Here is a 26,978-nt window from a genome sequence, read left to right as displayed (position 1 = left end):
TTTACTACTTCTACAAAACGCGCCAGTCTCCTCTCAGGTATGGAAGGGATACAGTTACATTTGACCAGAGTGCCATATTCCCAAGAATCTGTTACCTCATATCAAAAAAATTAAAATTCTAGCACTGAGCTTCACTGAGACGAACTGAAAGGAACTGGGCTTACTGAATGATACTCAGTCGCTCTCAGTAGGTTTGGAGCTTATGTAATTCGTTGATAGGTTTATCTTATATGCAAACATCAAACAAGGAGGATTTACCTATGGCTAAACAACCGATTCCATTAGTAGATACAGATATTCATGAACGAGTGCAATATAGAGAGCTTCTTGAATATCTTGATGAGCCATTCAGGCATTATATCTCGAATTGTCATTGGCTTCAGGAAAAACACATGCCTTACACGCAGCCTTCTATTGCAGGAGTGGACCGGGCAGATGCCATTGTTCCAGATGGCAGACCTGCAGGGTCAGATTTAGCGTTTATGCAGGAACAACTTTTAGATGATGTTGGTCATGAATTCGGTATTTTAACCGGGGCGTTAGACCCATCGCCTTCATCCATGCACGGTTGGCACGAAATGGCGGCAGCGTTAGCGTCTGCCTACAATAATTGGCAAATAGATAAATGGTTAGATAAAGATGAGCGATTATATGGGTCCGTTCATGTTGCCGCTCAGGATCGTGATGAAGCCGTGACAGAAATTGAAAGAGTCGGTTCTCACCCAAAAATGGTACAGGTATTATTGCCGATCGATGACATTATGTGGGGCGACCCGTACTACCACCCTATATTCGAAGCAGCTGAGAAGCACAACTTGATGATTGGAATGCACCACAATGAGCCGCCAATCTATTATGGGAAATGGCCAAGATACTTTATCGAATGGCATACCTTAATCCCTACTGCTCATATGAAACAAGTCACTAATATGATTTTTAATGGGGTATTCGATAAGTTTCCGAACCTTGGGCTTATCATGATTGAAGGTGGATTTACTTTCATTCCTCATATGATGTGGAAAATGGATCAGCAATACAGGGACTTACGTCACGAAGTTCCATGGTTGAAAAGAAAGCCAAGCGACATTATGAAAAAACAGATTCGATTCTGCACTCAGCCTTCGGAAGAGTTGAGCAAAAAAGACTTTACATCTCTTTTGGAACAAATGGGGACAGACGAAATGATCTGTTTCGCTACAGACTATCCACACTGGGACTATGATTCCCCTTACCGGGCATTACCGAATTTGGACCCGGAACTGAAAAAGAAAATCTTCTATGAAAATGCAAAGAACTTTTATCCAAAAATACCAAACACGAGGGAGGGATATCATGAAGGAACAAGTTGTCTGTAAAACATCCGATATTCAGCCAGGTGAAATGAAGGAATCCATTTTCGGGAAGCAAAATGTCTTGATCTGCAGAACGCCAGATGGCAACTTCTATGCCTTTATGAATCAATGTGTCCACCAAGGTGCTCCCCTCGACAAGGGAATGATGTGCGGGGCTAATACTTCTCAGAGTGAACCCGGAAATTACCATCATTGCCGTAAAGGTGAAATTATTCGCTGCCCTTGGCATGGAAGAGAATTTGATATAAAGAACGAGGGGAGGATGCTGGCTAACCCTGAAAAAAAGCTGCCAAGTTTTAAAGTACGAGTAGAGGATGAAAATGTCATTCTCTATAAATAATTAATCTATTGATCTAGAAGGTGATGAACATGAATATAAACCAATCTGAAAATATATCTGACGTTCTTATTATCGGTGGTGGCCCTGCAGGTTTATTTGCTGCTTTCTATGGCGGAATGCGGGAAATGTCCGTCAAGCTGATTGACAGCTTGCCTCAGCCAGGCGGTCAGCTGATGGCCTTATACCCCGAAAAATACATTTATGATGTAGCAGGTTATCCTAAAATATTGGCCAAAGACCTCGTCCACCAGCTAGAAGAACAGGCGTATCAGTTCGATCCTGAGATGTGCCTCGAAGAAAACGTTCAAAATGTCGAAAAGCTGGGAGAGCAACTTTTTAAAATTACAACGACAAAGGCGATCCATTACGCCAGAACAGTGGTGATAACAAGTGGCGCTGGTGCCTTTCAACCCCGTCGCCTGAAGCATGAAACCGCCCATAAGTATGAGGGGAAAAATCTGTTCTACTCCATCACTGACCTCAATGCGCACGAAGGTCAACGAGTATGTATATCAGGAGGAGGAGATTCAGCTGTCGATTGGGCCCTCATGCTCTCAGAAATTGCAGCTGAAACAACACTTGTACACCGCCGTAATCAATTCAGAGCTCACGAGCATAGTATCAATCAGTTAAAAGAAACAAACGTTCAAATCAAAACACCTATGGCGGTCGATGAACTGATAGGCACAGAGGATCATTTAGAATCTGTCGTTTTAAAAGAAACGAAAGGTGAACACTCGGAAAATCTGGAAATAGACTCCCTGATTGTTAACCACGGTTTTCTATCAAGCCTTGGTGCAATTAAAGAATGGGGATTAGAAATCGAAAAGAACGCCATAGTTGTCAATCAGAAGATGGAGACTAACATCTCCGGAATCTATGCTGCCGGTGATATTACCACCTATGACGGGAAGGTAAAACTGATTGCAACAGGATTCGGTGAAGCTCCTACAGCTATTAGTCAGGCAAAACATTACATTGACCCTGATACAAGAGTGCAGCCGCCTCATAGTACAAGAGTTTTGGGCGGGGAATAATCCATTGTCTTCGCGAACGAAACAACCTTATAAAACCGACAACTATATAAATGTCCTTTTTGACTTATTTTTTACCTTTATGAAAATCAGTCCGCTTACCTTTGGCGGGGGAATAGCAATGATTCCCCATATTGAAAGTGAAATTGTAAACAAAAAGAGATGGTTTATGCGCAGGGATGTTCCTGACATCATAGCAATTGCACAATCAGCCCCAGGGTCTATCGCTATTAATTCTTCGATATATATGGGTTACAAAGTACGCGGGATAGGCGGAGCCTTAGCGGCTATGCTCGGCATGCTGCTGCCGGCTGCTCTTATCATCGTCCTGTTAACTTACCTTTTTCTGACGTATCAGGAATTGCCTATTGTTGAAGATGCTTTTAAAGGAATACGGCCAGCAATTATCGGGCTGATCTTATTTGCAGGTTTTAAAATTGGCAGAGGTGCGATTCGCGACCTTTTCACCTTACTGCTATTTACTGTTGCTGTCGTCCTGCTTTTCGGCCTGACCATCTCTCCTGTTTTTCTCATTATTGGAGGGGCTTTGGCAGGTGGGCTTCTCCATGCCTATCGTAAGAAAAGGAGCTAACACTTATGCTCTTTCAGCTTTTTATCGAGTTTTTTACAATCGGCTTGTTCGGATTTGGTGGAGGGTATGCAATGATTCCTCTTATGGAACAAGCTGTCAGAGAACACCAATGGCTGTCCCAACAGCAATTTACAGACATCATTGCCATTGCCGGAAGTGCTCCCGGACCTATAGCAACCAATACAGCTTTATTTATAGGATACCAGACATCTGGAATAGTAGGTGCGATCATAGCGGCGGGCAGTAATTTACTGCCTTCCTTGATCCTGGTATTGCTACTGATAAAACTAATTGCACACCATGCCAGGACCCAGCTGCTCAGTCAGAGTTTATATGGCATTCATCCGGTGATTACTGCATTGATTTTATATGCAGGTGTCCGAATGGGCGTCCAGAATGACATTTTTTCACGATCAGCAGAATACCCTCAATACCTTATTATGATCCTGGCGATTATTTTGCTGTACAAAAAGGTCTCTCCTGTTTGGGTGATCAGTATTTCCGGATTATTAGGCATGTTGATTTATGGTCTTTGAAGGAGGAATAATGATGAACAAGAAACATATGTACATTAATGGTAAATGGGTTCCCGCTGTTGACGGTAATACACGTACAATCATCAACCCATTTAATCAAGAGGAGATCGCAGAAGTTCCTGAAGGGAATGAGACTGACACACAACTCGCAATTGATGCTGCCAGAGAAGCTTTTGATAATGGAGAGTGGCGTCATACCTCAGCAACCGAACGGGGGAAGCTCGTATCAAAAATTGCCGAGCTGATTGAAAGGGATCACCAGGAATTAGCCGAACTAGAAACATTAGATTCTGGAAAAACCCTGACGGAAAGCCTGGATGATATGAGTGATATCGCGGAAGTTTTCCGTTATTACGGCGGTCTTGCTGATAAAGATGGCGGAGAGGTGATCGAATCTCCCCTTCCCGATTCCAAAAGCAAAGTTGTTCGGGAACCTGTAGGGGTTTGTGGACAAATCACTCCATGGAACTACCCCCTATTGCAGGCTTCCTGGAAATTGGCTCCTGCACTTGCAGCAGGGAACACACTCGTCATAAAACCCAGTGAGATTACTCCGTTAACTACGATTAAAGTGATGGAATTAATAGAAGAAGCTGGTATCCCGAACGGAGTAGCCAACCTGGTATTAGGACAAGGATCCAAAACAGGACAATTGCTTGCTGAAAGCACTTCCGTAGACCTTATATCCTTTACGGGCGGCATTGAAACCGGACGCAAGATCATGACCGCCGCTTCCGGCAATTTCAAAAAGATTGCCCTTGAACTTGGTGGTAAAAACCCGAATATAGTATTTGAGGACGCAGACTTTGAAACAGCTGTAGACCAAGCCTTAAATGCTGTATTCTTCCATGCTGGGCAAGTATGCTCAGCCGGCGCCCGATTACTCATTCAAGATTCCATTCACGATGAATTCGTCCAAGCATTAGTGGAACGAACGAAACAAATAAAATTAGGAAATGGATTCGACCCTTCTACCCAGTCCGGCCCGCTTATTTCAAAAGAACATCGTGAAAAAGTGGAAAACTATGTGGCGATCGGTATTAACGAAGGTGCGAACCTTCTCACCGGCGGTAAACGTCCTGAAGCTGAAGAACTACAATCTGGCTTCTTTTACGAACCTACAATCTTCACCGATTGTGATACTTCCATGAGAATCGTCCAGGAAGAAACGTTCGGGCCACTGCTGACAATCGAACGATTTAGCAATGAAGAAAAGGCAGTAGAGTTAGCCAACGACTCCAAATATGGACTGGCTGGAGCTGTTTGGACAAAGGATATAAGGAAGGCTGAGCGGTTATCAGGCAAACTTCGCATGGGGACCGTATGGATCAATGATTTCCATCCTTATTTCGCCCAGGCACCTTGGGGAGGCTATAAGTCCTCAGGAATTGGCCGGGAACTTGGCAGACAGGGGCTTGAAGAATATACCGAAGTGAAGCATGTATATGAAAACACCAACCCTGCTCCTCTTCATTGGTTTTAACTTACAACCTGAAGGTCAGTCAGAATTATCTGGCTGACCTTTAATTTTTTTCCTTATTCCCGTATCCTTAGATGGTTAAATATGTACCTCCTGGACATCCTAATTCGTGACCCATTGATTACATAGGAGGGAAAAAACATGCCTAATAAAAAGAAAGAAATACAGCCCAAACAGCATCAGAATCGCCAACCCGGGTTTGAAAACGAAATGAAGCCATTGCCGGAATATGCAGATAATAATTATAAGGGTAGCGGAAAGTTGGCCGGAAAGGTTTCGGTAGTTACCGGAGGAGACAGTGGAATTGGCAGGGCAGTAAGTCTGTATTTTGCAAAAGAAGGTGCAGACGTTGCTATCCTCTATTTAAATGAACATGAAGACGCGGAACTTACGAAAAAACTGGTGGAGGATGAAGGGAGAAAATGCTTGCTGATAAGTGGGGATATTGGCGATGCAGACTTTTGTGAAACAGCCGTCAAACAAATCGCGAAGGATTTTGGGAAAATTGATATTCTAGTAAATAATGCAGCCATCCAGTACCCACAAGAGGATTTTCTGGCTATCACAAACGAGCAGTTGGAAAAGACATTTCGCGTGAATATCTTTTCCTACTTTTATATGGCTAAAGCAGTCCTTCCCCATATGACAAATGGCAGCTCTATCATTAACACTTCTTCCATCACAGCCTATGCTGGTAATGAACAATTGATTGATTATTCATCGACCAAAGGCGCAATTACCACGTTTACACGGTCTCTCGCCAAGTCGTTAGTGGGTAAAGGAATCCGAGTAAATGGTGTCGCACCTGGACCGATATGGACACCACTCATTCCGGCAAGCTTTGATAAACAGCAAGTGGCCGAATTTGGCTCTGATAACCCCATGGGACGACCAGGTCAGCCCAGGGAAGTCGCTCCCGCTTATGTTTATCTAGCCAGCGATGATTCGAGCTATGTAACAGGACAGATGCTTCATGTAAATGGCGGGAGTCATGTTAATAGCTAATTACAAGTATAAGAAAAACGAAGGCTTTCGCCAAAAGGACTTGGCGACAAGCCTTCGTTTTTCTAAATGGATAATATAATAGCTATTTCTCTACCACACTATGATCTAGTATTGTTATTTTTCTGCTTCCACTTATTAAACTTCTTAACCGTGGATCTTCTTTTCTTGCTCTCCAAATAATATGTGAAAAATTTACTGGAGTAAAATTGTATTGATCAATCAAATATTGTTCAAATTCTTTGTGGTCCACCTGGTTATTGTGTTCCTTAGCATATTTAATTAGAATTTGGGTCAGTTCCTTATAGCTCATACTTTTTGAACCATCCTGGGAATAAGCTTCCGGTTCAGTAGGAATCACATATTCGTTTTTCGAGGCGCTTGAAGTTGCGTTATCCAAGTATTTATTTGTTGTTTTCTCTATCACGATGTCAGTCGGTATGTCCGTATCCATGCCTTTTATATCGCTATCCGAGTCCGTTAATGTCGCGGTAAGGGAGGTTGTGTCCATATCTTCCCTATAATTCTCCAAACGCTCTAATCGGCTTATCAAATCGTGTTGTTCCTTCGTAAGCTGCTTGATCATTTCCCGTAAATGCTTTTTTTCCTCTTGTATATCCTCGAGTCGCATCCCAATAGCGTTCCTTAACGTGAACATGTTTGGGAACCTCCTTTAATAGTAACGATTATTAAATATAATAGCACATGAAAGAGGATGATTATCTTGATATCCGCCTGGATAATAAAAATTGATAAAAAAGTTGCTTTTTAACAACTAATTTCATAAAGATGATGATTGTTTAACAGTTAGTGAAGGTTCTTTCTCCCTATATTTTTATAAGAATATGTTACGGAAATTCAGACGCCAAGTATATTAACCAGCTTCAATTATTATATATCCAAAATTTTGGATTTAACTCTTATATAAGCATCCTTCACTATGAGCACACACAAAAAAACACAGTGATATAATTCACTGATTTTATCATCAATATAAATTAAAGTTGATATAAAATTTCTTGCCTATAAAAGGCAATTAGGAGGAGAAGTTTTATGAAAAGAAATCATTTGCCAATTGTTTATTCTTGCTCAGGCTGTTCATCGGCAGCACAGACTGCCAATTCTATTGCCATTAAAATGGACCGTGCAGATGTTGCAGAAATGTCGTGTATTGCGGGGGTTGGTGGTGATGTAAAATCGCTTGTTCGAACTGCAAAATCCGGAAGAGAAATCATTGCCCTAGACGGATGCATACTTTCCTGTTGTAAGAACTCCCTGGCTAGACATGATGTAAATGCAAAGCATCATTTCGTTCTTTCAGATTTTGATGTACCAAAGAAAAAGGGTGTAGATCCAGATCCTATCCTAACCGAAAATGCCTATAATCAGATCTTGGAACAAGTAGTGCATAATACGAATATTTCCTCTTAAAGGTGGTTCTGTTTATTTAGTTACTTTTCTTTAAAACAGAATGGAGAGGCTCAGATAAAGGTACCGCTACTTTTATTGTGAACAAAGAAGATGTTAAAGAGGAAAAATACCGCTTCGTAGTTTATGATAAGATGGAAAATATATTAAGAAAAACTGATTATTTCAGAATCGATCCCTAACTATATAAAAGGTGCTGAACCGACAGTAATTCGGTTCAGCACCTTTATATATGGCTCCTTCGGTTGTAATTCTAATATGTCTTCAGAAGGTTTAATAGTCTGCTTTCAGTTCGCTTTCTCCCTAATTTACTTTTATTATTATGGATAATCCCGCTAGAGGTTGCACCCTTTTGATTCAGGAAATAGTGTAAATGATTTAACCCTCTTTCCTTAAACCTAACTTCATAATTAACGGTTTCATTGTTAATCCCTGAATAACCAAGGAAAATACGACTACACTGAATGTCAATATTAATATTGTATCCCTTCCTTCAAAGGAAGTGGGTAAACTTAGGGCAAGAGCTATGGATAAACTCCCCTTCAATCCACCCCAGTTCATGATCACCTTCCATTTACTAGGTATTTTCTTAGATAAGGATGTACTCATATAAAGAGAGAGGGTTCTTGCTATTAATACAATTATGATCGCCCAAATAATCAATAGCCATTTATCCGTGAAATCAATATTACGAATCTCTAGCCCAACCATCAAAAATATCAAGCTGTTGGCTATTTCTGTAATAGTGTCCATAAACGAATTGATATTGACTTTGGTCGTATCTGTCATGCCGATTCTTGCTCCATAACTTCCGTAAATCAAACCGCTGACTACAACAGCTATAACCCCTGAGAAATGGAAGTGCTCAGCAATAAAATAACTACCAAAATACATTAATAAAGAAACAACTATTTCGAATGGATAATCATCATAAAAACGGATCACCTGGGAGATAAAAAAACCGAGTATTGCACCCACTACAGTGCCACCAATGACAAATTTTAAAAATAGTAAAATACCACTGCCAACTCCGGCAAGGCCCATTTCCATATAGGACAATAAATAGATCGTAGTAATATTAAATAAAACAACAGCAATACCATCATTAAATAATGATTCTGTTTCCATTACAGTAGAAAGTTTTTCTGATACCCCCAGATTTTTAAAAATAGTAATGACACTAATTGGATCTGTGGCACTCATTAATGCTGCAAAAGTGAAAGCTACTACCAGCGAGAGATCAAGTAAAAAATAAGTGCAGAGTCCAATTACCAGGAATGTTGTAAAGGTTCCTAAGAAAGCCATGGAAAAGGAAACAGCTTTGTATTCAAAAAAGTGCTCTATCGGCATCTTTAATGTAGCGTCACCCAACAAAATAGGCAAAAACAAAGAAACTATAATCGCATGAAAAACATTCGATTGGGTTATGAAGTTTTCCGCTGCTTCAAATACGGTAATCTCGGTTAAGCCTAGTATGATCCCTACCATCACAAGGGCTATGGAATAAGGTTGTTTAATTAGTTTGGCTATCCCTATCACAAAAATGGAAATAGCCATCAACATTAATATTTCGATAAATACTTCATGAAAATGCATAGAGGCCCCTTTCGATTAAAGAGAATTCTGTAGTTTTTTTATTATCTTTTCCTGGATTCTTTGTTAGTATGCCATACTTCCCAACATCATTATTTCTTAAAAGCATGTTAATTATAGGTGAATAGACATATTTTGTGAAAAACGGCTGCTTTCTAATAGTGTAAACATTGATATTAAAGTTCAAAAAAAAGCCCTGGTATTGTACCAGGGTCTTCAGCTTTTCCGTTTCTTACACCAGGTAAAAACTAAGTATCATCTAAAAAATTGTCTTTATGGGGATGTTCTCATGTCATTTTATTAACCACATCATATGTTTTGCTTTATGCCTTTTTCAGACTAGCCTCAAATAAATCTATGATTTCCAAAAACCTTTCTGCTTCTCTAAATGTGTGATCTGCTAAGAGGGGATGTATATTACTCTTAATACGACATTCCTCTATTAATTCTCTGGCAGTTTTCTTAAAATCTCTTAATGAAGTAACAGATACCCTATTCTGGTCTAAGAACTGATCTAGTAGAGGTATAGTTTCTGATTGTGGCTGCATCGAATCCAAATCAACTGCCTGGAATAATAATTGGTCAAAATCATGACTGAACTCTCTTGCCTGTGCCACTAACTTTCTCTCCGAAGGATCTAAAAGGTGTCCTATGAACTTAGCATGATCTGCCATGATTCTTAGAAAGAAGACATTTTCTTCAATAATAGCATCTGGTTCTGGGGCTAGTTTCCCTTCATTAAGTTCTTTTAACCTATTGGCAAAGTAAGCGGCTTCTCTACTAATATGGTCAATCAATAAAGGGTAGTTATTTGAACGAATTTCACAACGTAAAGTTAAACCGAGCACTTTCCTCTTATAGTTCCATATGGCGACAGCTGCTTGATAAACTTCTGCATTAAAAGCTTGAATTTGACGTATATCAGAGTTTACCGTGTACCTAGTTAATTTCTCTTCAATCCTTTCAAAAATAGTAATAAACTGATTTGCTTCGTCAATCAATTGCTTCTGTTCATACGTAAACCCTAAACTCAGAAATAGTGCATGTTCCTTCATAATCCTGGACCAAAATCTTATTTCATCTAATGACCTTGCAACAATTGAATTTATAAGACTCTCCCCCCTCACCTTCACTCCTTTCTATAACTACGTATGACTTTTTGTCCTAATTCTCAAAAAGTTTTAACTTAAGTAAACTAAATCAATATAAACAGAACCTTCTATGAAGCGTCCTGCTAAATAAAAAATATAAGGTAATCAATGGGGTTCCCTCATTTATCGAGCGCAATTCAAACATGAATTGCGCTCATATAAGGTTTTAAAAATCAGCCACTTCAGCCTCTGGTTCTTAAAGGGTAATCTGCACTTATGAAAACTTTTTTATTTCCACACTGAACAGTTACCGTTATTTTTGTTTCCAGATCAGTTTCCGTCTCGGTTTTTCTACTTGTTCCGCCTCAGCGGAGCTGCTTTCTTCTGTAAACATCTCGATAGAACTGCTTTCTTCATCTTCCACAAACAACGCGTTAGAGCTGCTCTCATCCTCTATATTAGTTAAGGAATGTTCTTCGTTCTTCATACCAGGAATATCCTCCTTTCCTGTCTGAACCGAATTATCCTGTGGCAGGCTGTCTCCCCCTGAGGTCGGTTCTTGATACATGCGGCTTAATTCTTCAACTTTTTCGGGAAATCTGCTTCCTGTGGTTTCCCTTCCAAGCCATCTCCTTCTCTTCGTTTTCTGGCTATGCTCAATAGGAGCAGGTTCTTCTGGTTTTGGAGATTTTTCTTTTTCAACTTCAATACCAGACTCAATTGGAATAGTTTCCTCCGGCAATACGACTGTATTTTCTTCCGCCTGCTGATCAGGTTCAGTAGAGTGAATCGTTTCGGTCTTCTTAACAGGCATATTCTCCATCTCATCCCAAACAGAAGCGATATCATTGACTACCCGATCCCAGCTATAGTACTGTTCTGCCAATGTACGTCCGTATCTGCCCATATTCTTCCCTTTTTCCGGATTGGAAAGGAGGTAAGAAATGTGCTCAACAAACTCTCCTGGGTTTGGAGGATTTTCTACTACAATGCCATTTTTATGGGGCTCGATAACCTCCGTGTTCCCGCCTCGGTTCGTAGTTACAATGGGCAATGCTGCGGCCATCGCTTCATAATGGACCCTGGCCAACGGCTCTTGCCATTGCGAGGTACAGACGAATAGATCAGATGCAACAAACCATTCGTGAATTTTATCAGGGGAAACGAAGCCTGTTTGGATAACGGGGATAGGGAGACGGTCTGCCAAGGCGCGTACATAGGCAATATAATCCGTAATGGAATTATCGCTGAACCATTTACTTCCCATGATAACCAAAGCTATATCTTTATGCTTTTTGGCTAATTCAGGGATTGCCCGAATAAGGACGTCAATTCCTTTATTCGGGGAGAGCCTCCCAGCATACAAGATGACTTTCTTATTCGTAAGGTTATGTTCCTTACGTATCCTTGACCTTATTGTTGTCGCTTTTGGGGAATAAGAAGGGACGAAACGGTCCAGGTCAACCCCAGAATAGATAGTCTGCAGTTTGGGGGCAGCAGCTGGGAATAAATCTTGAATAGTCTGCCCGATATAATTGCTGATGGTAATGATTTTATCTACGTTTTCTACTACCGCAGCTCCTTCCTCAGGATCGATTTTTTCCGGTTTAAACATGTCGTTATGCATGCTTAACACTATTTTCGAATTGGGTGCTAATGCCCGGATTGGATTGACCAGACGAGGGCGGTTAAAGATATGAATCAAGTCATAGCGCTCCGAGGAGGATTGCAGGAAATCGACGACGTTATCCCGATAGATCTCTAACAATCCACCCCCTACCCTGCAATAACGGACGCCATCCTGCAGTTCGTCATCTGGCAAGGACGCATCACTTCTTCCAAGAACAGTGATTTGATGTTTATGCCTCAAATTTGGCAATGCTCCGGCAATATATGTCTGAATGGCACCTCCGCGAATAGGCGGAACCGGCAATTTTTCCGTACATATAATTAATATTTTCATTTAAATGAGAGTCCTCCTTTCCTGTCTTGAGCCAATTGCTGTAAAACCGGCCACTTTTCTTCTTCCAGTTGGATCAATAACTGCAGCTCCTGATCGACTGCCTCTGTCATAAACGTTGTAGGGGAATAGACGATGGGTTTAATAAATTTATAAAATAAATTCGGGAGTGATAAATCAATGAGCAACATTTGGTACTCCTCATCCGTTATCGGGTTTGCTTCCTCATAGGCCTGGATCATTGCCCTGATGTACTCCACATCCCATGTTTCCAAGGCATGCATCCGGTCGATGATCAACTTTCTCAAGTCCCGGATCGCAATATCAAAAGACACTCCGTCCAAATCGATGACCCACATTCCATTATCAGCAAGCTGTGCATTGGACCACCCATAGTCCTGATGGACGAGGCTTGCTTCTTCTGTTCCGCTAGCAAGTATCTGTTCATATGGAGACTCGGCAAGACGAGTGCGAGCATTCCGTGCCTGTTCCTGATACATATCGATGACCGAAAGAATTGTATCGCTTGACGGCAGCTCATGATAAGCATTCGCAATATCCCGGAACCAGTCTAATTTCTTTTCGACACGTTCATAAGTTCTCGGCCACCGATGAAGACGAGAGACAAATTCCGCATCGGACGGCGGGACATAGCCCTTGGTCAATTTATGAAATTCGCCTAACGCATTGCACAGCTGTTTCGTTCCTTCCAGGCTCTCTGTTAATGGACGAAGGGATTCCACCCAATGGGCGACAAACCAAAGTTTTCCTCCCATTTCCACGTAATTCACCCCATCTTTTGTCGGGATGATAGCTGGAACGTTAGCCTTCTTTTCTTTTACCAAATATTCCTGGGCTCCAAGACAAAACTTGCTTTGTGTCGGCCTTCGGTGTAGTAGCTTTAAACTGAATGGACCTTTATCCGTTTCTATTTTCCAAATTGCTCCGCCTTTAAAAGGCTTTGTCGCCATGACCGTCATACTATCCACCTGCTTAAAATCGTATGACTCTAAAACTTTCCACCCCATTTCTTCGATATAGGATGGGACATACAGGGAATCTCCCAAACTTTCATCAAGATTTTCTTCCGACCATGGTTCAATCATTTCATTTATCATACTTTCACCTCCGTAGTACAACCATCCTATTCCACTTACCGAACATTGTATGGATTGTTTACTTACAAAAGGTAAAAATAGGCAGCATTAGAAAACCCATGAAGAAGTGTGATTCCTTACCCATGAGGAGTGCCTTTCTTTATAATCAGCGGTCATCCGCCGTTTCTATTAGGGAGACTAACAATATAGTAATCGTATCATTACAATTCGAGGAGAAAGTGTTATGAGAATTTTAATTATAGGGCAGGGATATGTCGGAACGACCATGGGCGTTGTATTGGCTCGTGCCGGCCATGAGGTCACTGGATTGGACATAGATCCCAAAAAAATAGATTCGCTTAAAAAAGGAAATCTATATTTCTATGAACCTGGACTGGAGGAAATGCTACGGGAGCAAGTCAAAGCGAAAAAGCTTCAATTCACTACAGAAGCCCGCCAGGCAATTGTTAATAATGATATTTTGTTCATTACAGTTGGAACTCCTTCTCTGGAAAACGGGAACGCAGACCTCACCTATATTAAAAATGCTGCTCAAATGATCGGGAGGTTTAAAAATAACGAGAAAATAATCGTTGTCAAAAGTACCGTACCAGTCGGCACGACAGAGAATGTGGAGCAGTGGGTGATGGAAGCCAGTAAAGACGCTTCTCCAGTCAAAGTGGTCATGAACCCTGAATTCCTGCGAGAAGGCAGCGCCTTACAAGACGCTCTTTATCCAGACAGGATTGTGATTGGAAGCCACATAGGTGACGCACTGGAAACAGTCACTCGTATTTACAAGAACTGGACTTGCCCTTTGTTGCAGACTACACCACGGGCAGCCGAAATGATCAAATATGCTTCCAACGCTTTTTTAGCGACGAAAATCTCTTTCATAAATGAAATAGCAAAACTTTGCGACAAGCTCGGCATCAACGTCCGTGATATCTCCAAAGGCATAGGTCTGGATAAGCGAATCGGACCATCTTTCCTGGATGCAGGGTTAGGCTACGGAGGATCCTGCTTTCCAAAAGACGTCAAGGAACTGTTGTGGACGGCAAATGATAAGCAAGCTCCACTCCATATTCTGCGGGAAGTCGAGCAAGTCAACCAACAGCAGCCGACATATTTACTGACAAAAACACGGCAGCATTTGAAGTCCTTCAAAGGAAAAAAAATAGCTGTACTCGGTCTGGCATTCAAGCCTTACACAGACGATACCCGGGAGTCCGTTTCTATGCCAGTCATCCATCACTTGCTGGAAGAGCAGGCATCAGTTGTGGTCCATGACCCGATTGTGGCCTTATCTGAAGAATGGAGAAATAGAGGCGTCCACCAAAGTGATGACCTTTATGAAGTCGTTAAGGATTCTGATGCCATTATCATTTGTACCAATTGGCCACAGTATGAAGAACTTGACTGGGCTAAGATACGGAATCTTGTCCGGCATCCTGCCATATTTGACGGCAGGAATATGTTAAAACCTGAAAAACTAAACGAATGGGAGTTTCACTATGAAGGGATTGGCTATCCTTAGAAACTTCTTAGAAAGGAGAAATGTATGAAAGGGTTAATTTTGACTGCCGGGAATGGAACAAGGCTGCGTCCATTATCACAAACCAAACCAAAACCGTTATTGCCTGTTGCCAACCGTCCCGTCATCAGCTATGGAATTGAGCAATTATCCAATCTTGGAATCCAGGATATCGGCCTTGTCATCAAGCCTCAGCAGGAAGAACTGTTCAGGAAATCATTACATGCTTATACCAATAAGAACGTCCGAATTCATTATATCTATCAACAAGAACCGAAGGGAATCGCCCATGCCGTTGCCCAGGCAGAAGATTTTATCGGATCTGACCCTATGGTGTTGTTGTTAGGTGACAATCTGATCGATGAACCGTTAGATTTAATACAAGAATCCTTCCAGAAAGAATCCACTCACGGCACGGTCATGGTAACGGAAGTCAGTAAGCCGGAAGATTACGGTATAGCGAAAATAAAAGACAACAAAATTATTGAACTCGAAGAAAAACCAAAAGAGCCTAAATCTAATTTGGCTGTCATTGGAGCTTATATGTTCCAGCCGACAATATTCAAGGCAATCCATGCTATTTCTCCATCGGCAAGAGGGGAATACGAAATCACCGATGCTATCCAATGGATGATCGATCAGGGTTATACCATCAATCACGTAAAAACAACGAAACCGACCTTTGACGTCGGAACGATCGACCGCTGGCTGGAAGCCAACCAGTGGATGCTAAAACACTATTCCCGCACCACGGACGATGACTTCATCGATAGTAAGACAGACGGCTCCGTCATCATCCCTCCTGTCGACATCGGAGAAAACTGTACAATCGATAATTCAGTTATAGGTCCATATGTATCAATCGAATCGGACGCTATCGTGAAAAATTGCGTACTCAAAAACAGTATCCTGTTAAAAGGATCACATCTTGAAAACATCCCCTACGAAATCACAGACAGTATATTCGGCGAAAAAGCGGTAATTGTGGGATTGGATGGGGACGAAGAGGTCATGCATCTGGTGTTCGGCGATGAATCCAAGGTTATCATTACCAACGATAGGACGAAGAAGCATGATAACACCGAATAAAAATGAGCGCACCATTCTGGTCACTGGAACAGCAGGATTCATCGGTTTCCACGTCGCCAGGAGGCTGCTCCATATGGGGCAGACTGTCATCGGTATTGATAACTTGAATGACTATTACAGCGTCAAATTGAAGCAAGACCGATTGCAATTATTAAACAACAGTCAGTTTATTTTTGAGAAAATCGAACGGGAAGATCGGGAAGCTGTCACGGCTCTATTCGCAAAGCACAAACCTTCAGTCGTAATAGATCTTGCAGCCCAGGCTGGTGTCCGTTACAGCTTGGAAAACCCTTTCTCCTATATCGATTCAAATATAGTCGGCTTCATCAACATCCTGGAAGCATGCCGTCATCATCACGTCGACCACTTGATTTATGCATCTTCCAGCTCCGTCTACGGCATGAATAAGAAAATGCCGTTTTCCGTTGAGGACAATGTCGACCATCCCGTCAGTTTATATGCTGCTACAAAAAAAGCCAACGAACTGATGGCTCACACTTACAGCCACCTTTATCAATTGCCGACAACAGGCCTCCGCTTCTTTACCGTATATGGACCTTGGGGACGACCTGATATGGCCTTGTTTCGATTCACAAAAGCAATCTTGGAAGGAAACCCCATCGATGTGTATAACCACGGAAATATGAAAAGAGATTTCACCTACATTGATGATATCGTCGAAGGTATTATTCGGCTGATCGATCATCCCCCTGTGCCTAACCCGATAATGGGCTTACATCCTGGTACAAGTCACGCCCCTTATAAAATTTATAACATCGGAAACAACAAGCCGGTTAAACTCTTGGATTTTATTAACGCTATCGAAGATAAGCTCGGAATCAGGGCCAAAAAGAAGCTTCTGCCCATGCAGGATGGCGATGTCCCCGCCACCTATGCAAATATCGATGATTTGATACGTGATGTCGGCTACAAGCCGGATACTTCAATCGAAGAAGGCGTGAGCAAATTTATTGATTGGTATAAGGATTACTATGGAATAAAATAAAATTTAAAAATACGAAAAAAAGCCTCTCAAAAGTTCCCTGAACTAACGAAAGGCTTTTTTAATGCAGGTGATCCTGGAACTCCTTCAATCTACTTCCATAATTTGCAATACTTAATTTTAGAACATTTGATAGTTATATTGGTATTTTTTCATATGCTGATTGTCCCTTTAACAAATGGGTAAATTAACGTTACATTATAATAGTCAATAAAGATGTGATCAAAGCGGGTGTTTTTTAATGAAGTATAAAATTTTTCTGGCTTATGTTTTATTATTCCTTGCATTGTTAACAGGTTGTACGGGTATGAATGAGACTGAAAAAGCTGATGAGATAGAAAATGGCGACGATGAAACTAAGTGGGTAGCTGCCTGGTCAGCAAGTATGCAGGCCCCTTTTAAAGAGGGGATTTCCCAACAAGGTTTTGAAAACAAGACCATACGAATGATCGTCCACCCTCATATTGATGGCAATGAAATGCGTATTCAGCTATCCAATGCGTTTAGCAAAGATCCATTGTCCATTGAAAAGGTACAAGTAGCAGCTGCAAACGAAGGAGCTGAAACTGTTCCAGGCACTGCCAAGCAAATTTCCTTTAAAGGTGATCAGCAAGTGACAATCCCCCCTGGCGAAGTAGTATACAGTGATCCTATCCCCTTCAAAGTCAAAAACGGGGAGAACCTCGCTGTCAGTCTTTTCGTTAAGGATGACACTGGACCTGTAACTTGGCATCCCCGTTCGATGCAAACCACCTATATATCTGATGGAAATCACGTATCAGACACAAGTGCTTCCTCTTTCGATAAGGAAGAAGAAGCTTGGTTCTGGCTTGGCGGCATCGATGTAACAACCGATACTTCAGTCAAAGGATCCCTTGTGGTCGTGGGAAGTTCGATTGCTAATGGCAATCATTCGACTTTGAATGCAAACCATCGCTGGCCCGATTATTTAGCAAAACGGATGAACAAGAAAAAATCGAAAGTTAAATTGTCCGTTTTGAACGCAGGGATTTCTGCCAATCAATTGTTGAACAGTCCTCCTAAAAAAGGGGAAAAGACTATGGCAAGGCTAGAACAGGATGTTTTTACTCAAACAGGTGTCAAGGGAGTGATTCTTCATCAAGGGTTAAATGACATCCGACACCATCCGGACATTGGTGCGAATAAAATTATTGAGGAAATGAAAAAAATAATCGAAGCTGCTCATGATGAAGGTTTGAAAATTTATGGAGGCACGTTGACTCCTTTTAAAGGTTCAGGGTTATACACAGAGAAAGGGGAAAAGACCCGCCAGGAAGTAAATGAATGGATCAGGACAAGTAAAGCGTTTGATGGAGTGATCGATTTCGACAAAGCTTTGAGAAATCCGGAAAACCCTGCACGCTACCTGCCTAAATATGACGCGGGTGACCACCTCCACCCTAACGATGCCGGTTATAAAAAAATGGCGGAAACTATCGACCTTTCCATGTTCGAATAGACCCCCATCCTAAGCTGCATTATACCAGCTGAACATAGGGGCGACTGACGGTAGTCGCCCATTTTTTATTTGTAAAAATCGCTAACGGATGAAACATCTGTGAAGAATTTTTATTCGTTATTAATCAATTGGATCACATAGATCTACTTCGTCTTCATTTTCCGTCCAATCAGAGTAGATTTCCAGCGTCCACTTCTCAGGTGATCTCTGATATCCATTCTCCTTGACCCATTTATGTAGATGCGTATAAACCTTAAAAATTTCCGATGCATGACCCTTGAAATGTAGTACGGCATATTTCTGCTCAGGAATAATTAAAGAAACCATATCTTCAGGAATATCCTCAAAATCTCGCACTTCATAACAAACCCAGTAACCATCGTCTCCTTCGGAAGTTTCTCCTGCTTTAAAAGCACCAATAAGCTTTACAGGCTCAATCAACTGCTTTATCTCGTCTTTTCGTCTGTCAAGCATCATAGAAGTCTTTGGTATTTCCTCACCATAACCTTTCATATCCTCGCAGACTACTCGAAAACCGACTAATTTCTTTTCCCCGATTTCTCTCACACCATTTAACGTGATTGAATCCGTTTTTTCCATTCCTTTAACTCCTTCCTCCATTTTGTTTATAGTCTACTATTCCATTATCTATTTCCATAATGAGCAACAATTTTCCTTTTCTCTAAAATAAGAAAAACAGCAAAGATATTACGCTGCTGCAAATGGGATAAATATGTAAGAAAACACCCCTCAGGTACCAAAAAAGTGTGATAGTATTTTCAGTAACCACGCCTATGCTGAAGGAAAGGGGGTAGTTGTTTGTTAAAGCTACTGTCGATGATTATTACCGTCTCTTTTGGTATTTATCTACTATCTTCGTTTGTATTGGAATCAGTAACGTTATTGTCACCGTGGTATGGTTTTCTATTTGGACTAATCCTATTACTAAGTGGATTAGAAGATTTGAAAAGGAAGAAACGTAATGGATATATTACTATTATGTTTGGGGTATTATTTTTCATCTTTACACCACTTGCTCTTTTTTAACTCTTTTGAAGATTCGGGTACGAGACAATCAGAATATATGGTTCTTATTCTAATTTATATGTTCATTTTCACCCGGCACCTTTATCAATTCTGTTCCTCCATATGGCAGTATCTCCAAAAAGATTCTTATATAGAATAGACGGCTATTGTTATAAAATAGCCGTCTACTTTCATAAAAGATCCATCTCGTGTTTTCTTACCCAGACTATACACTAAGACCCTCGTGGTTATAAGTACACTTCTCAATAAACACTGGCACATGTTCCTGCTTCAGGTTCATAATAACAATGGTTTTTAAATTGACCAGTAAAAGGTTGACCATACCATGTGGAAGGACATGGACCATATGGGTTGAAATACCATAAAGCAAATTTCGCTGGGTGGTCCCTCCAAAATTCTAAATTCTTCCTTGCCAGCCTTTTTTCAGCGGATCTAGCCCTTTGATAAAATACATTACCTTTCTGGACAGCTTCAAACGAATAATTTCCTCCTTGTACTTGAAAGATGACATCCCGAATGGTTCTTAAATCTTTGAAGTCTAAACAATCCGCTACCCCTCTATTAACTATTACGTTCCCGACATACAACATTCCTTGCTTTCCTTCCCCTATAGCTTCCGCTCTCATCATTCTTGCCATTAAGCCAACATCTGAGCTTGTGTACTTTATTCTCGCCACTTTTTCACCCCCAAAGTATTGTATGAGTATATATAATAGGATAGTTATATGGACAGAGCATTTATGTATTTTTCTTGCAAGGTTTCAAGTATTAGTCGGCACTAAAAAAAGCAGGAACCCTTTATTGGTTACCTGCTTTATCTTTCCGTACTAATTTTGTTACTGCTTCTACATGCATGGTCTGAGGAAACATATCCACCGGCTGAATGCTTTCAACCGCATAACCGTTTTTCACCAAATATCCCATATCCCTTGCCTGTGTAGCCGGGTTACAGGATACATACACTACCAGCTTCGGCTGCAGCTTCACCACACTGGATAAGAACGCTTCGTCACTTCCGCTCCGTGGTGGATCCATTATCACTACATCGGCTTTTTCCCCGCGTGCTGCCATCTGCACCATGAACTGCCCAGCGTCCCCCTGATAGAATCGTGCATTCTTCACGCCGTTGCGCTTTGAATTATGGATGGCATCACGGACCGCATCCTTATTCTGCTCCACACCAATAACCTTTCCAGCTTTTCGGCTGGCAATCAGGCCGATCGTGCCAATTCCGCAGTAGGCATCTATCACGGTTTCCTTTCCAGTCAGTTCTGCCATCTCTATGGCCTTCGCATATAACTTTTCCGTCTGGACCGGATTGATCTGATAAAAGGATTTCGCTGATATATCGAACTTAAGCCCACAGAGGGTATCCGTTATGGTCCCTTTGCCGAACAGCACTTTCTCCTGGTCGCCTAAAACCATGCTGGTGTCCCGGTTATTAACATTCAGCAAGAGGGTAGTAATTTCTGGATGAGCCTTACGCAGGGCTTTCACAAAATTCTTCTTGCCCTTGAAAACAGGGGAAGCAGCAACAAGCACTACCATGATTTCCCCACTGACCTTACCGACCTTCACTAGAACGTGTCGTAAAAAGCCATGCCCAGTGTCTTCGTTGTATGGCTGCATTTTAGAACCCTTCATAATTTCCTTGATAGTCTGGACAATCTCGTCCGCTTTTGGATCATGAATAAGACAACGTTCCATCGGTATGATCTGGTGAGAGTTCTGAGCGTACAGCCCGCCAATGACCTGCCGCTCCTTATTCAGCCCGAATGTTGTATGGCTTTTATTTCGATAATCATACGGGTGGTCCATAGTCAAAATAGCTTCCGGTTTTCCGAACGATTGCATAAGTTTATCAATGGTTTCCTGCTTGAAGCGCTTTTGCGCCTGCTCGTTCATATGCTGCAGCTGACACCCGCCGCACTCATAATAATGAACACAAGGCGGGTTAATCCTGTCATTTGAGGGAGTAATCACCCTCTTCAGCTCTGCGGTAACATTTCGCCCCCTGGTCGACACGGTTACTACTGCCTTTTCACCAGGCATTAAATGTGCTACTTCCAGCTTCTTCCCTTCCCACTCGACAATGCCTTTACCCTCGTTGGTTAAGCCGGAGCAGGTCACCTCTATGGTTACGGGCTTTTTGCTGTGCTGATGCTTTTTGGTGCCTTTTGGTTTGCTGGCAGTTCGGCTTCCCCGCCCATTGTGCTGTTGCCCCTTAGGTTTATTGGAGCGGTTATATTTATTTTTTGATTTTTTATATCCATTGCTCTTTCGTTTATTCATAGGCACTTCCCTTCTTCCTTGACCCTTCATTATATACAAAAGCAAGACAGCAGTAAAACGAACTATCATGAAAAGGACTGCCCCTAACATATAGTGGCAGTCCTTCTCTTTTTGTATACTTCAAATCACTGATACGACTAAGCTAAATTGCTGAATAACACACTGCGAGAATCATTCTTCATTCTTCTTTTTTGGTTCTGTGGTGCCCCAGTCATAACCTGATTTTCCCCAGTAATATAGAAACCCTGCGGAAGATATGATAGTTAATATTGCTATTATAATACCCAAAATAAAACACACCTTTATACATATTTAATCAAAGCAGAGTAATAAAAGCGCCCTTACCTATTAACTACTACTAAAGTACGTCTCTCTTCTGATAATAGTTTCAAAATTTATTCAGCTATTGCGAAATTCATGCCTATGGAATGAATAACTGGTCATGTAAAAAATGGACGATTATCTCCTATTGGATAATCGCCCAGATGGTAAATTCTAAGTCAGAATAATGTCAAAATGCGCAAAGCAGCCCAGTAAAATTATTTTCTCGTGACAGGAATCCAAATTTCGCTCTTTACAGATGATGTTGTTAGATCTTCACTTTTGATCGACAAGAGTTCGGGACCTTCTGTTATTTGATAGCTAGATGATGGAAACCACTCAGAGTAAATCCTTCCCCATGTTTCTTGTAATGTACCAGGAAAAGGCCCAGTTGATTCGAATACCGCCCATGTTAAAGCAGGAACTTCAAGTTTTGAATAATTTTCAGGACACTCTTTTGTTGTTGCCACTCCTATATAGTGATCAAGTTGCCCTTTTCCTTCCATACGGCCTTCTGAAAAGTTCGTGGAAGCCTGAATCATACCATCAGGTTCGATATTAGAGAGTTTCTTTAACTGACTCATTTTTTCCTTCGTCAAGGTTTTCCACATTTCCGTAATTTCCGGGTTTTCTCCTTCAAAGATTATGGCAACTCTTTTCATGACCCCCACAACATTAAAAGCATCTTTCTGTTCAATTCGATAATCCATTTCATCTACTCCTTTTATTGATAATTGGAAGGTCATCCGCGGAAAAGCTTTTAATTGCCGGCCACATTTTCTTGCTTCTGACGGGGTTACACCATGTAAACTATGAAAAGCTCTACTAAACGAATCTGGTGAATTATACCCATATTTAACCGCCACATCAATTACTCTTAAGGAACTATGATGAAGTTCGAATGCAGCCAGGCTAAGGCGTCTGCGACGGATATATTCTGATAATGTAATTCCTGCAAGGAAAGGAAACATCCTTTTAAAGTGGTATTCAGAGCATTGGGCTAACCTTGCAACCACCCTGAAATCTATTTCTTCCGTCAGGTTTTCTTCGATATAGTTCATTGCTTCATTCATATGCTTGAGTAAATCCATTGCAGTGACCTCCTTCACCAATAGAATAGCAAGAGTAAAATGTATGTACCCGACTTTTTGTGCACGATTATGCAGGATTAACTTTTTTGCAGGCTCAGCTTTGTGCAGGCATGACTTGATGCAAAATATTGAAGGCCGATCTTAAAGTGGAATATGGGGAGAAAATTCTCTGTTGACTCGAGCATAAAGTGGGGCCGGCGAGCTTATTCTCCGCTGCCTCGAGCATAAAGAGATGCAGGTACACAAAACCATTAGCGCCTTTCCCCATATACTGTCTGTCAAGAAAGGAGCGACTACTTCGGACAGTCGCTCCTTTTCCTTCCAATGCTCTCTCAGATATTTTCCTGTTTCAGTGCTTCAATAATATTTTCCTTTTTAATTTTACGAATTGAATACAACATGGCTATTCCTACAATTAAAAAGATAGCGACAATTACAAAGATGATATCCCACCATGGCATTAAGATTCCATAGTCAAAGGTATTTCCAAAGGATAAGTGTAAAAGGAACATGACAACAAGCGCGATCGGCAAGCCATACATCAGGGCTTTGATTCCATAAAAAACACTTTCATAATGGATCATTCTATCAAAACCTTTTGGCGTCATGCCCATAGATTTCAACATGGCAAACTCTCGTTTTCTCAGGGAGATGCTTGTAGAAATCGTATTGAATATATTTGCAATTGAAATGGCTGTAATCAATGCGATGAATCCATATGCAAAGATGGACAAAAGCATGACAGCCTGCTCATCTTTTTGGCGTTCCTGATGGACATTATACACATACATCCCTGATTTTTTTACATCTTCCAGTGCCCGTTGGGTCGACATTGGATCCGAGCTTTCCATATACAAAGTTGTTCTTTTCTGGCCAACGGGTTCCGTGATTATTTCATCGATCATTTCTGTAGAAACGATTAAATCCATACCGCCAAGGCCAGCTGTATTTACTCCCATTGGCACGACATCTGTTATGGCACTGATCTCTACTTTATTGATAAGTTTCCGTTTTTCAGTTTCAGGGTTCATATAGAACAAATCCAGCACCTTGCCTGTAGTGGTATGGATGGGGTTTATTTCATGGAACTTTCCGCTTTGCACGTCTTGATAGCTGATTTCCCCAATAAGAATCACACCCGGATGTTCTCCATTTTTAAGGTTTTCCATATCTGCTCCTGCTTTTTTCGAATACCTTTGGAAGCTCTTTTTATCTAAAGCATGCAGCACCACGTAATAAGGATATTTTCCGTTTTCAAGGACACTCTCATCCTGTTTCACCACTTCTTTCAACGGATCAGCGATCAATTCCGACTCCACAAACGTGTTTAAATCCAATTGCTGAATGATAATGGAATCCGTAACATTCCTCAAGTTGGTAAAGGGATCAAAGTCTGATGAACCCATTTGGCTGCTCCCGGCTACGCGTATGTCAAAATTGATATCCTGCTGTGAAACCTCATAAGACTTTTTCAAGTTATTTGTGAAAAAAGATACGGATAAGAAGAGGACGATGCTGACGACTAGTGAAAAGATCGTAGCCAGGTACCTTCGTTTATTCCTTTTCATATTTTTAAGGCCAATTTCCGCCTCTATCCCGAAAAGCTTCCTGACTAAAGGAGAAGATTTGACTGTTTTTCTGGATAGCTTAACGTCCTGACTTTGGCAAATCGCATCAATGGCAGAGATGTTCGAAGCTCTTCGTGCAGGGAGGTAAGCTGAAAAGAAAATAGTCGCCATCGAAATTATGCATGAAGCTGTAATCGATACCGGAGTAACCACTACCTCAAGCTTCTGCGGAATTCCAAGTGCACCTCCAAGGTAAGAATTTATGAAGGAAAAAGTGATGGCGATTCCACCTGTCCCCGCCAGTAAACCGACCGGGATACTGATCAATCCTATGATTACCCCTTCAAATAATACAGCATTTCGTTTTTGTTTTTTTGTCGCCCCTACACTGGAGAGCATGCCCAGATGCCTTGTCCGCTCAGAAACACTGATGGCAAACGCATTATAAATTAGTGCAATAGACCCGATGATAATGACAGCCATAATCACTGAAGCAAGCATCAGCATGGTACGGTTCAAATTATTGTTGGAGGAAACTCCATAATAACGAAGAAGTTCACTATGAAAAGAAACTTTTTCAATACCATGTTTTTCAGCTAATGCTTCCGCATGCTCGTACAGGGATCCCGTCACATCTTTTAATACCACAATTGCATCTACTTTTTGGGCGGCTTTCAGTTGCGTCTGGTTGATATAACCGACGATGGTATATCCTGGTGACCAGGATGGCTCCCAGGCCGGGCGTTCCATAACGCCTACAATGGTGAAATTTTCTGTTGATTCTACCCGAATGCTTTCGGTAACCCCGTGTTCATTGGATTGCAAGGGGTCCCTCTGTGTTAAAGGCAAGTTGGTACCTTCTTTATACCTTGGTCCCACTTTCAAGGTTAGCTGATCCCCTATTTCATAAGCCAATTCCCCATCGTTCAAAAGCTCTTCGGAAATTATAACCTCCGTTTCCTTCTTCGGCAGACGGCCTTCCTTTATTTCAATAGGAAACTGCATTAGCCCTTGTCCATTGAATTGTTTTATGAATACATAAGGCTTACTTTTATTAGCGGATTGTTCAAGCTCTGCAAATCCCAGCTCATTTTCGATGATAAGTTTTTTCGTATGTTCATCTTTCTCTATAGCTTCTACCTGTTGTGCATCCACATTTTCATACTGGACGTGCCACTCCCCACTCTCGGAAATGGTTTGTCGCTTCATCACATCCAGAAAAGATACTGAAAGCGTGACTACCGCCGTCACCATAGCTACGGAAATAATGACACCAATGAGAGTGACCAGTGTCCTGCGCTTGTTCTTTTTCATATGGCGAAGGGTCAGCTTTTGAACAATATTCACGGACGGATCACCTCATCATTGGCGATCCTTCCATCTTTAATGGAAATGACACGATCCGCTTGTAAAGCTATACGTTCATCATGGGTGATAACCAATAATGTCTGGTTGTATGTCTTATTGAACATTTTTAGCAGTTCCATGATTTCCTCACTGTTTTTACTATCGAGGTTTCCTGTTGGCTCATCGGCAAGGACAATCGATGGATTACTGACTAACGCCCTGCCAATCGACACCCTCTGCTGTTGTCCTCCTGATAGCTGATTCGGAAGATAATTCAACCGATCTTCAATCCCCAGAATCCTCACAATCTCCTTGAACTGTTTCTGGTCAACTTTGTGAGAATCCAACAGCATGGGAAGTGTGATGTTTTCCTCCACAGTCAAAATGGGAATCAGGTTATAAAATTGGTATACCAACCCAATCTGTCTTCTCCTGAAGATGGCAAGCTGCGATTCGTCAAGCTCATACATATCTGTTTGATCAACCCAGACTTTGCCGCTTGTCGGCTGATCGACACCACCCAGAAGATGCAGCAGGGTGGACTTCCCTGAACCAGACGGCCCTATGATGACCACAAATTCTCCTTTGTCTACGGAAAAGGAAACGTCATCAAGTGCTTTAACCGCTGTTTCCCCCTTACCATACACTTTAGACAGATTTTCTATTTTTAAAATCTCCATATTGAAACCTCCATGTTCATT

Annotated in this window: 24 protein-coding genes; 13 read left to right on the top strand and 11 right to left on the bottom strand. The window is 41.5% G+C overall.

The features are described from left to right. Positions 1-260 precede the first annotated feature (260 nt). From JOC33_RS11050 to JOC33_RS11020, 7 genes are all read left to right on the top strand, one after another. Positions 261-1,355, top strand: a complete 1,095-nt coding sequence (locus tag JOC33_RS11050) for an amidohydrolase family protein (RefSeq protein ID WP_205092594.1) — start codon at positions 261-263, stop codon at positions 1,353-1,355. After that, positions 1,333-1,692 carry a Rieske (2Fe-2S) protein gene (locus JOC33_RS11045; protein WP_205092593.1) on the top strand — a complete coding sequence of 120 codons (360 nt, stop codon included), beginning with the start codon at positions 1,333-1,335 and terminating at the stop codon, positions 1,690-1,692. The genes JOC33_RS11050 and JOC33_RS11045 overlap by 23 nt, the downstream gene beginning before the upstream one ends. Positions 1,693-1,721: 29 nt before the next feature. Continuing rightward, positions 1,722-2,729: an NAD(P)/FAD-dependent oxidoreductase gene (locus tag JOC33_RS11040; protein ID WP_205092592.1), complete on the top strand. Its 1,008-nt coding sequence runs from the start codon at positions 1,722-1,724 to the stop codon at positions 2,727-2,729. Positions 2,730-2,733: 4 nt separating this feature from the next. After that, positions 2,734-3,318, top strand: coding sequence for a chromate transporter (locus tag JOC33_RS11035; RefSeq protein ID WP_205092591.1), 585 nt, complete (start codon positions 2,734-2,736; stop codon positions 3,316-3,318). 5 nt (positions 3,319-3,323) lie between these two features. Next, positions 3,324-3,854, top strand: coding sequence for a chromate transporter (locus JOC33_RS11030; protein WP_205092590.1), 531 nt, complete (start codon positions 3,324-3,326; stop codon positions 3,852-3,854). A gap of 13 nt (positions 3,855-3,867) precedes the next feature. Next, positions 3,868-5,337, top strand: a complete 1,470-nt coding sequence (betB, locus tag JOC33_RS11025; protein WP_205093059.1) for a betaine-aldehyde dehydrogenase — start codon at positions 3,868-3,870, stop codon at positions 5,335-5,337. Positions 5,338-5,475: 138 nt separating this feature from the next. Beyond that, positions 5,476-6,339, top strand: a complete 864-nt coding sequence (locus JOC33_RS11020; RefSeq protein WP_205092589.1) for an SDR family oxidoreductase — start codon at positions 5,476-5,478, stop codon at positions 6,337-6,339. Between the two features lie 82 nt (positions 6,340-6,421). Here the strand turns inward: JOC33_RS11020 and JOC33_RS11015 are convergent, their stop codons facing one another. Further along, positions 6,422-6,994: a hypothetical protein gene (locus tag JOC33_RS11015; protein WP_205092588.1), complete on the bottom strand. Its 573-nt coding sequence runs from the start codon at positions 6,992-6,994 to the stop codon at positions 6,422-6,424. A 395-nt stretch (positions 6,995-7,389) separates the two neighbouring features. On the opposite strand from JOC33_RS11015, the gene JOC33_RS11010 reads away from it, so the two are divergent. Then, the gene (locus JOC33_RS11010) at positions 7,390-7,767 is read left to right on the top strand and encodes a putative zinc-binding protein (protein ID WP_205092587.1); all 378 of its coding nucleotides are present in this window, start codon (positions 7,390-7,392) and stop codon (positions 7,765-7,767) included. Positions 7,768-8,142: 375 nt separating this feature from the next. Here JOC33_RS11010 and JOC33_RS11005 read toward each other — a convergent pair whose 3' ends face one another. The 4 genes from JOC33_RS11005 to JOC33_RS10990 form a co-directional block, all read right to left on the bottom strand. Continuing rightward, positions 8,143-9,360, bottom strand: a complete 1,218-nt coding sequence (locus JOC33_RS11005) for a cation:proton antiporter (RefSeq protein ID WP_205092586.1) — start codon at positions 9,358-9,360, stop codon at positions 8,143-8,145. A 320-nt stretch (positions 9,361-9,680) separates the two neighbouring features. After that, positions 9,681-10,466, bottom strand: a complete 786-nt coding sequence (locus tag JOC33_RS11000) for a DUF2935 domain-containing protein (RefSeq protein ID WP_420825715.1) — start codon at positions 10,464-10,466, stop codon at positions 9,681-9,683. Between the two features lie 295 nt (positions 10,467-10,761). Next, complete coding sequence (locus tag JOC33_RS10995; RefSeq protein ID WP_205092584.1) at positions 10,762-12,411, bottom strand: glycosyltransferase family 4 protein; 1,650 nt, start codon at positions 12,409-12,411, stop codon at positions 10,762-10,764. After that, complete coding sequence (locus JOC33_RS10990; protein ID WP_205092583.1) at positions 12,408-13,526, bottom strand: CotS family spore coat protein; 1,119 nt, start codon at positions 13,524-13,526, stop codon at positions 12,408-12,410. Before JOC33_RS10990 ends, JOC33_RS10995 begins: the two co-directional genes overlap by 4 nt. A gap of 223 nt (positions 13,527-13,749) precedes the next feature. Between JOC33_RS10990 and JOC33_RS10985 the strand changes: the two genes are divergently transcribed. The 4 genes from JOC33_RS10985 (at position 13,750) to JOC33_RS10970 (ending at position 18,611) form a co-directional block, all read left to right on the top strand. Further along, positions 13,750-15,042 carry a UDP-glucose dehydrogenase family protein gene (locus JOC33_RS10985; protein ID WP_205092582.1) on the top strand — a complete coding sequence of 431 codons (1,293 nt, stop codon included), beginning with the start codon at positions 13,750-13,752 and terminating at the stop codon, positions 15,040-15,042. A gap of 24 nt (positions 15,043-15,066) precedes the next feature. Further along, complete coding sequence (locus JOC33_RS10980; protein ID WP_205092581.1) at positions 15,067-16,128, top strand: glucose-1-phosphate thymidylyltransferase; 1,062 nt, start codon at positions 15,067-15,069, stop codon at positions 16,126-16,128. After that, positions 16,112-17,134, top strand: a complete 1,023-nt coding sequence (locus tag JOC33_RS10975; RefSeq protein ID WP_205092580.1) for an NAD-dependent epimerase — start codon at positions 16,112-16,114, stop codon at positions 17,132-17,134. The genes JOC33_RS10980 and JOC33_RS10975 overlap by 17 nt, the downstream gene beginning before the upstream one ends. A 238-nt stretch (positions 17,135-17,372) precedes the next feature. Further along, positions 17,373-18,611 carry an SGNH/GDSL hydrolase family protein gene (locus tag JOC33_RS10970; RefSeq protein ID WP_205092579.1) on the top strand — a complete coding sequence of 413 codons (1,239 nt, stop codon included), beginning with the start codon at positions 17,373-17,375 and terminating at the stop codon, positions 18,609-18,611. A gap of 120 nt (positions 18,612-18,731) precedes the next feature. Here JOC33_RS10970 and JOC33_RS10965 read toward each other — a convergent pair whose 3' ends face one another. Continuing rightward, on the bottom strand, positions 18,732-19,211 hold the full coding sequence (locus JOC33_RS10965) for a GyrI-like domain-containing protein (protein ID WP_205092578.1): 480 nt from the start codon (positions 19,209-19,211) through the stop codon (positions 18,732-18,734). Between the two features lie 219 nt (positions 19,212-19,430). On the opposite strand from JOC33_RS10965, the gene JOC33_RS10960 reads away from it, so the two are divergent. Continuing rightward, complete coding sequence (locus JOC33_RS10960) at positions 19,431-19,658, top strand: hypothetical protein (protein WP_205092577.1); 228 nt, start codon at positions 19,431-19,433, stop codon at positions 19,656-19,658. Positions 19,659-19,900: 242 nt separating this feature from the next. On the opposite strand, the gene JOC33_RS10955 is transcribed toward JOC33_RS10960, so the two are convergent. The 5 genes from JOC33_RS10955 to JOC33_RS10935 all read right to left on the bottom strand — a co-directional run bounded on the left by JOC33_RS10955 (position 19,901) and on the right by JOC33_RS10935 (position 26,957). Then, on the bottom strand, positions 19,901-20,335 hold the full coding sequence (locus JOC33_RS10955) for a cell wall hydrolase (protein WP_205092576.1): 435 nt from the start codon (positions 20,333-20,335) through the stop codon (positions 19,901-19,903). Between the two features lie 121 nt (positions 20,336-20,456). After that, on the bottom strand, positions 20,457-21,950 hold the full coding sequence (gene rlmD, locus JOC33_RS10950; RefSeq protein WP_205092575.1) for a 23S rRNA (uracil(1939)-C(5))-methyltransferase RlmD: 1,494 nt from the start codon (positions 21,948-21,950) through the stop codon (positions 20,457-20,459). A gap of 539 nt (positions 21,951-22,489) precedes the next feature. Continuing rightward, the gene (locus JOC33_RS10945; protein ID WP_205092574.1) at positions 22,490-23,362 is read right to left on the bottom strand and encodes an AraC family transcriptional regulator; all 873 of its coding nucleotides are present in this window, start codon (positions 23,360-23,362) and stop codon (positions 22,490-22,492) included. Between the two features lie 332 nt (positions 23,363-23,694). After that, positions 23,695-26,277, bottom strand: a complete 2,583-nt coding sequence (locus JOC33_RS10940) for an FtsX-like permease family protein (RefSeq protein WP_205092573.1) — start codon at positions 26,275-26,277, stop codon at positions 23,695-23,697. Continuing rightward, positions 26,274-26,957 (bottom strand): ABC transporter ATP-binding protein, encoded by a 684-nt coding sequence (locus JOC33_RS10935; RefSeq protein ID WP_205092572.1) that lies wholly within the window; start codon positions 26,955-26,957, stop codon positions 26,274-26,276. The genes JOC33_RS10940 and JOC33_RS10935 overlap by 4 nt, the downstream gene beginning before the upstream one ends. Positions 26,958-26,978 lie beyond the last annotated feature (21 nt).

This window comes from Thalassobacillus pellis (assembly GCF_016908295.1).
Classification (GTDB): Bacteria; Bacillota; Bacilli; order Bacillales; family Halobacillaceae; genus Thalassobacillus; species Thalassobacillus pellis.
Note: the sequence above shows the minus strand (reverse complement) of the source record. Positions and strands in the feature narration are given on the sequence as shown.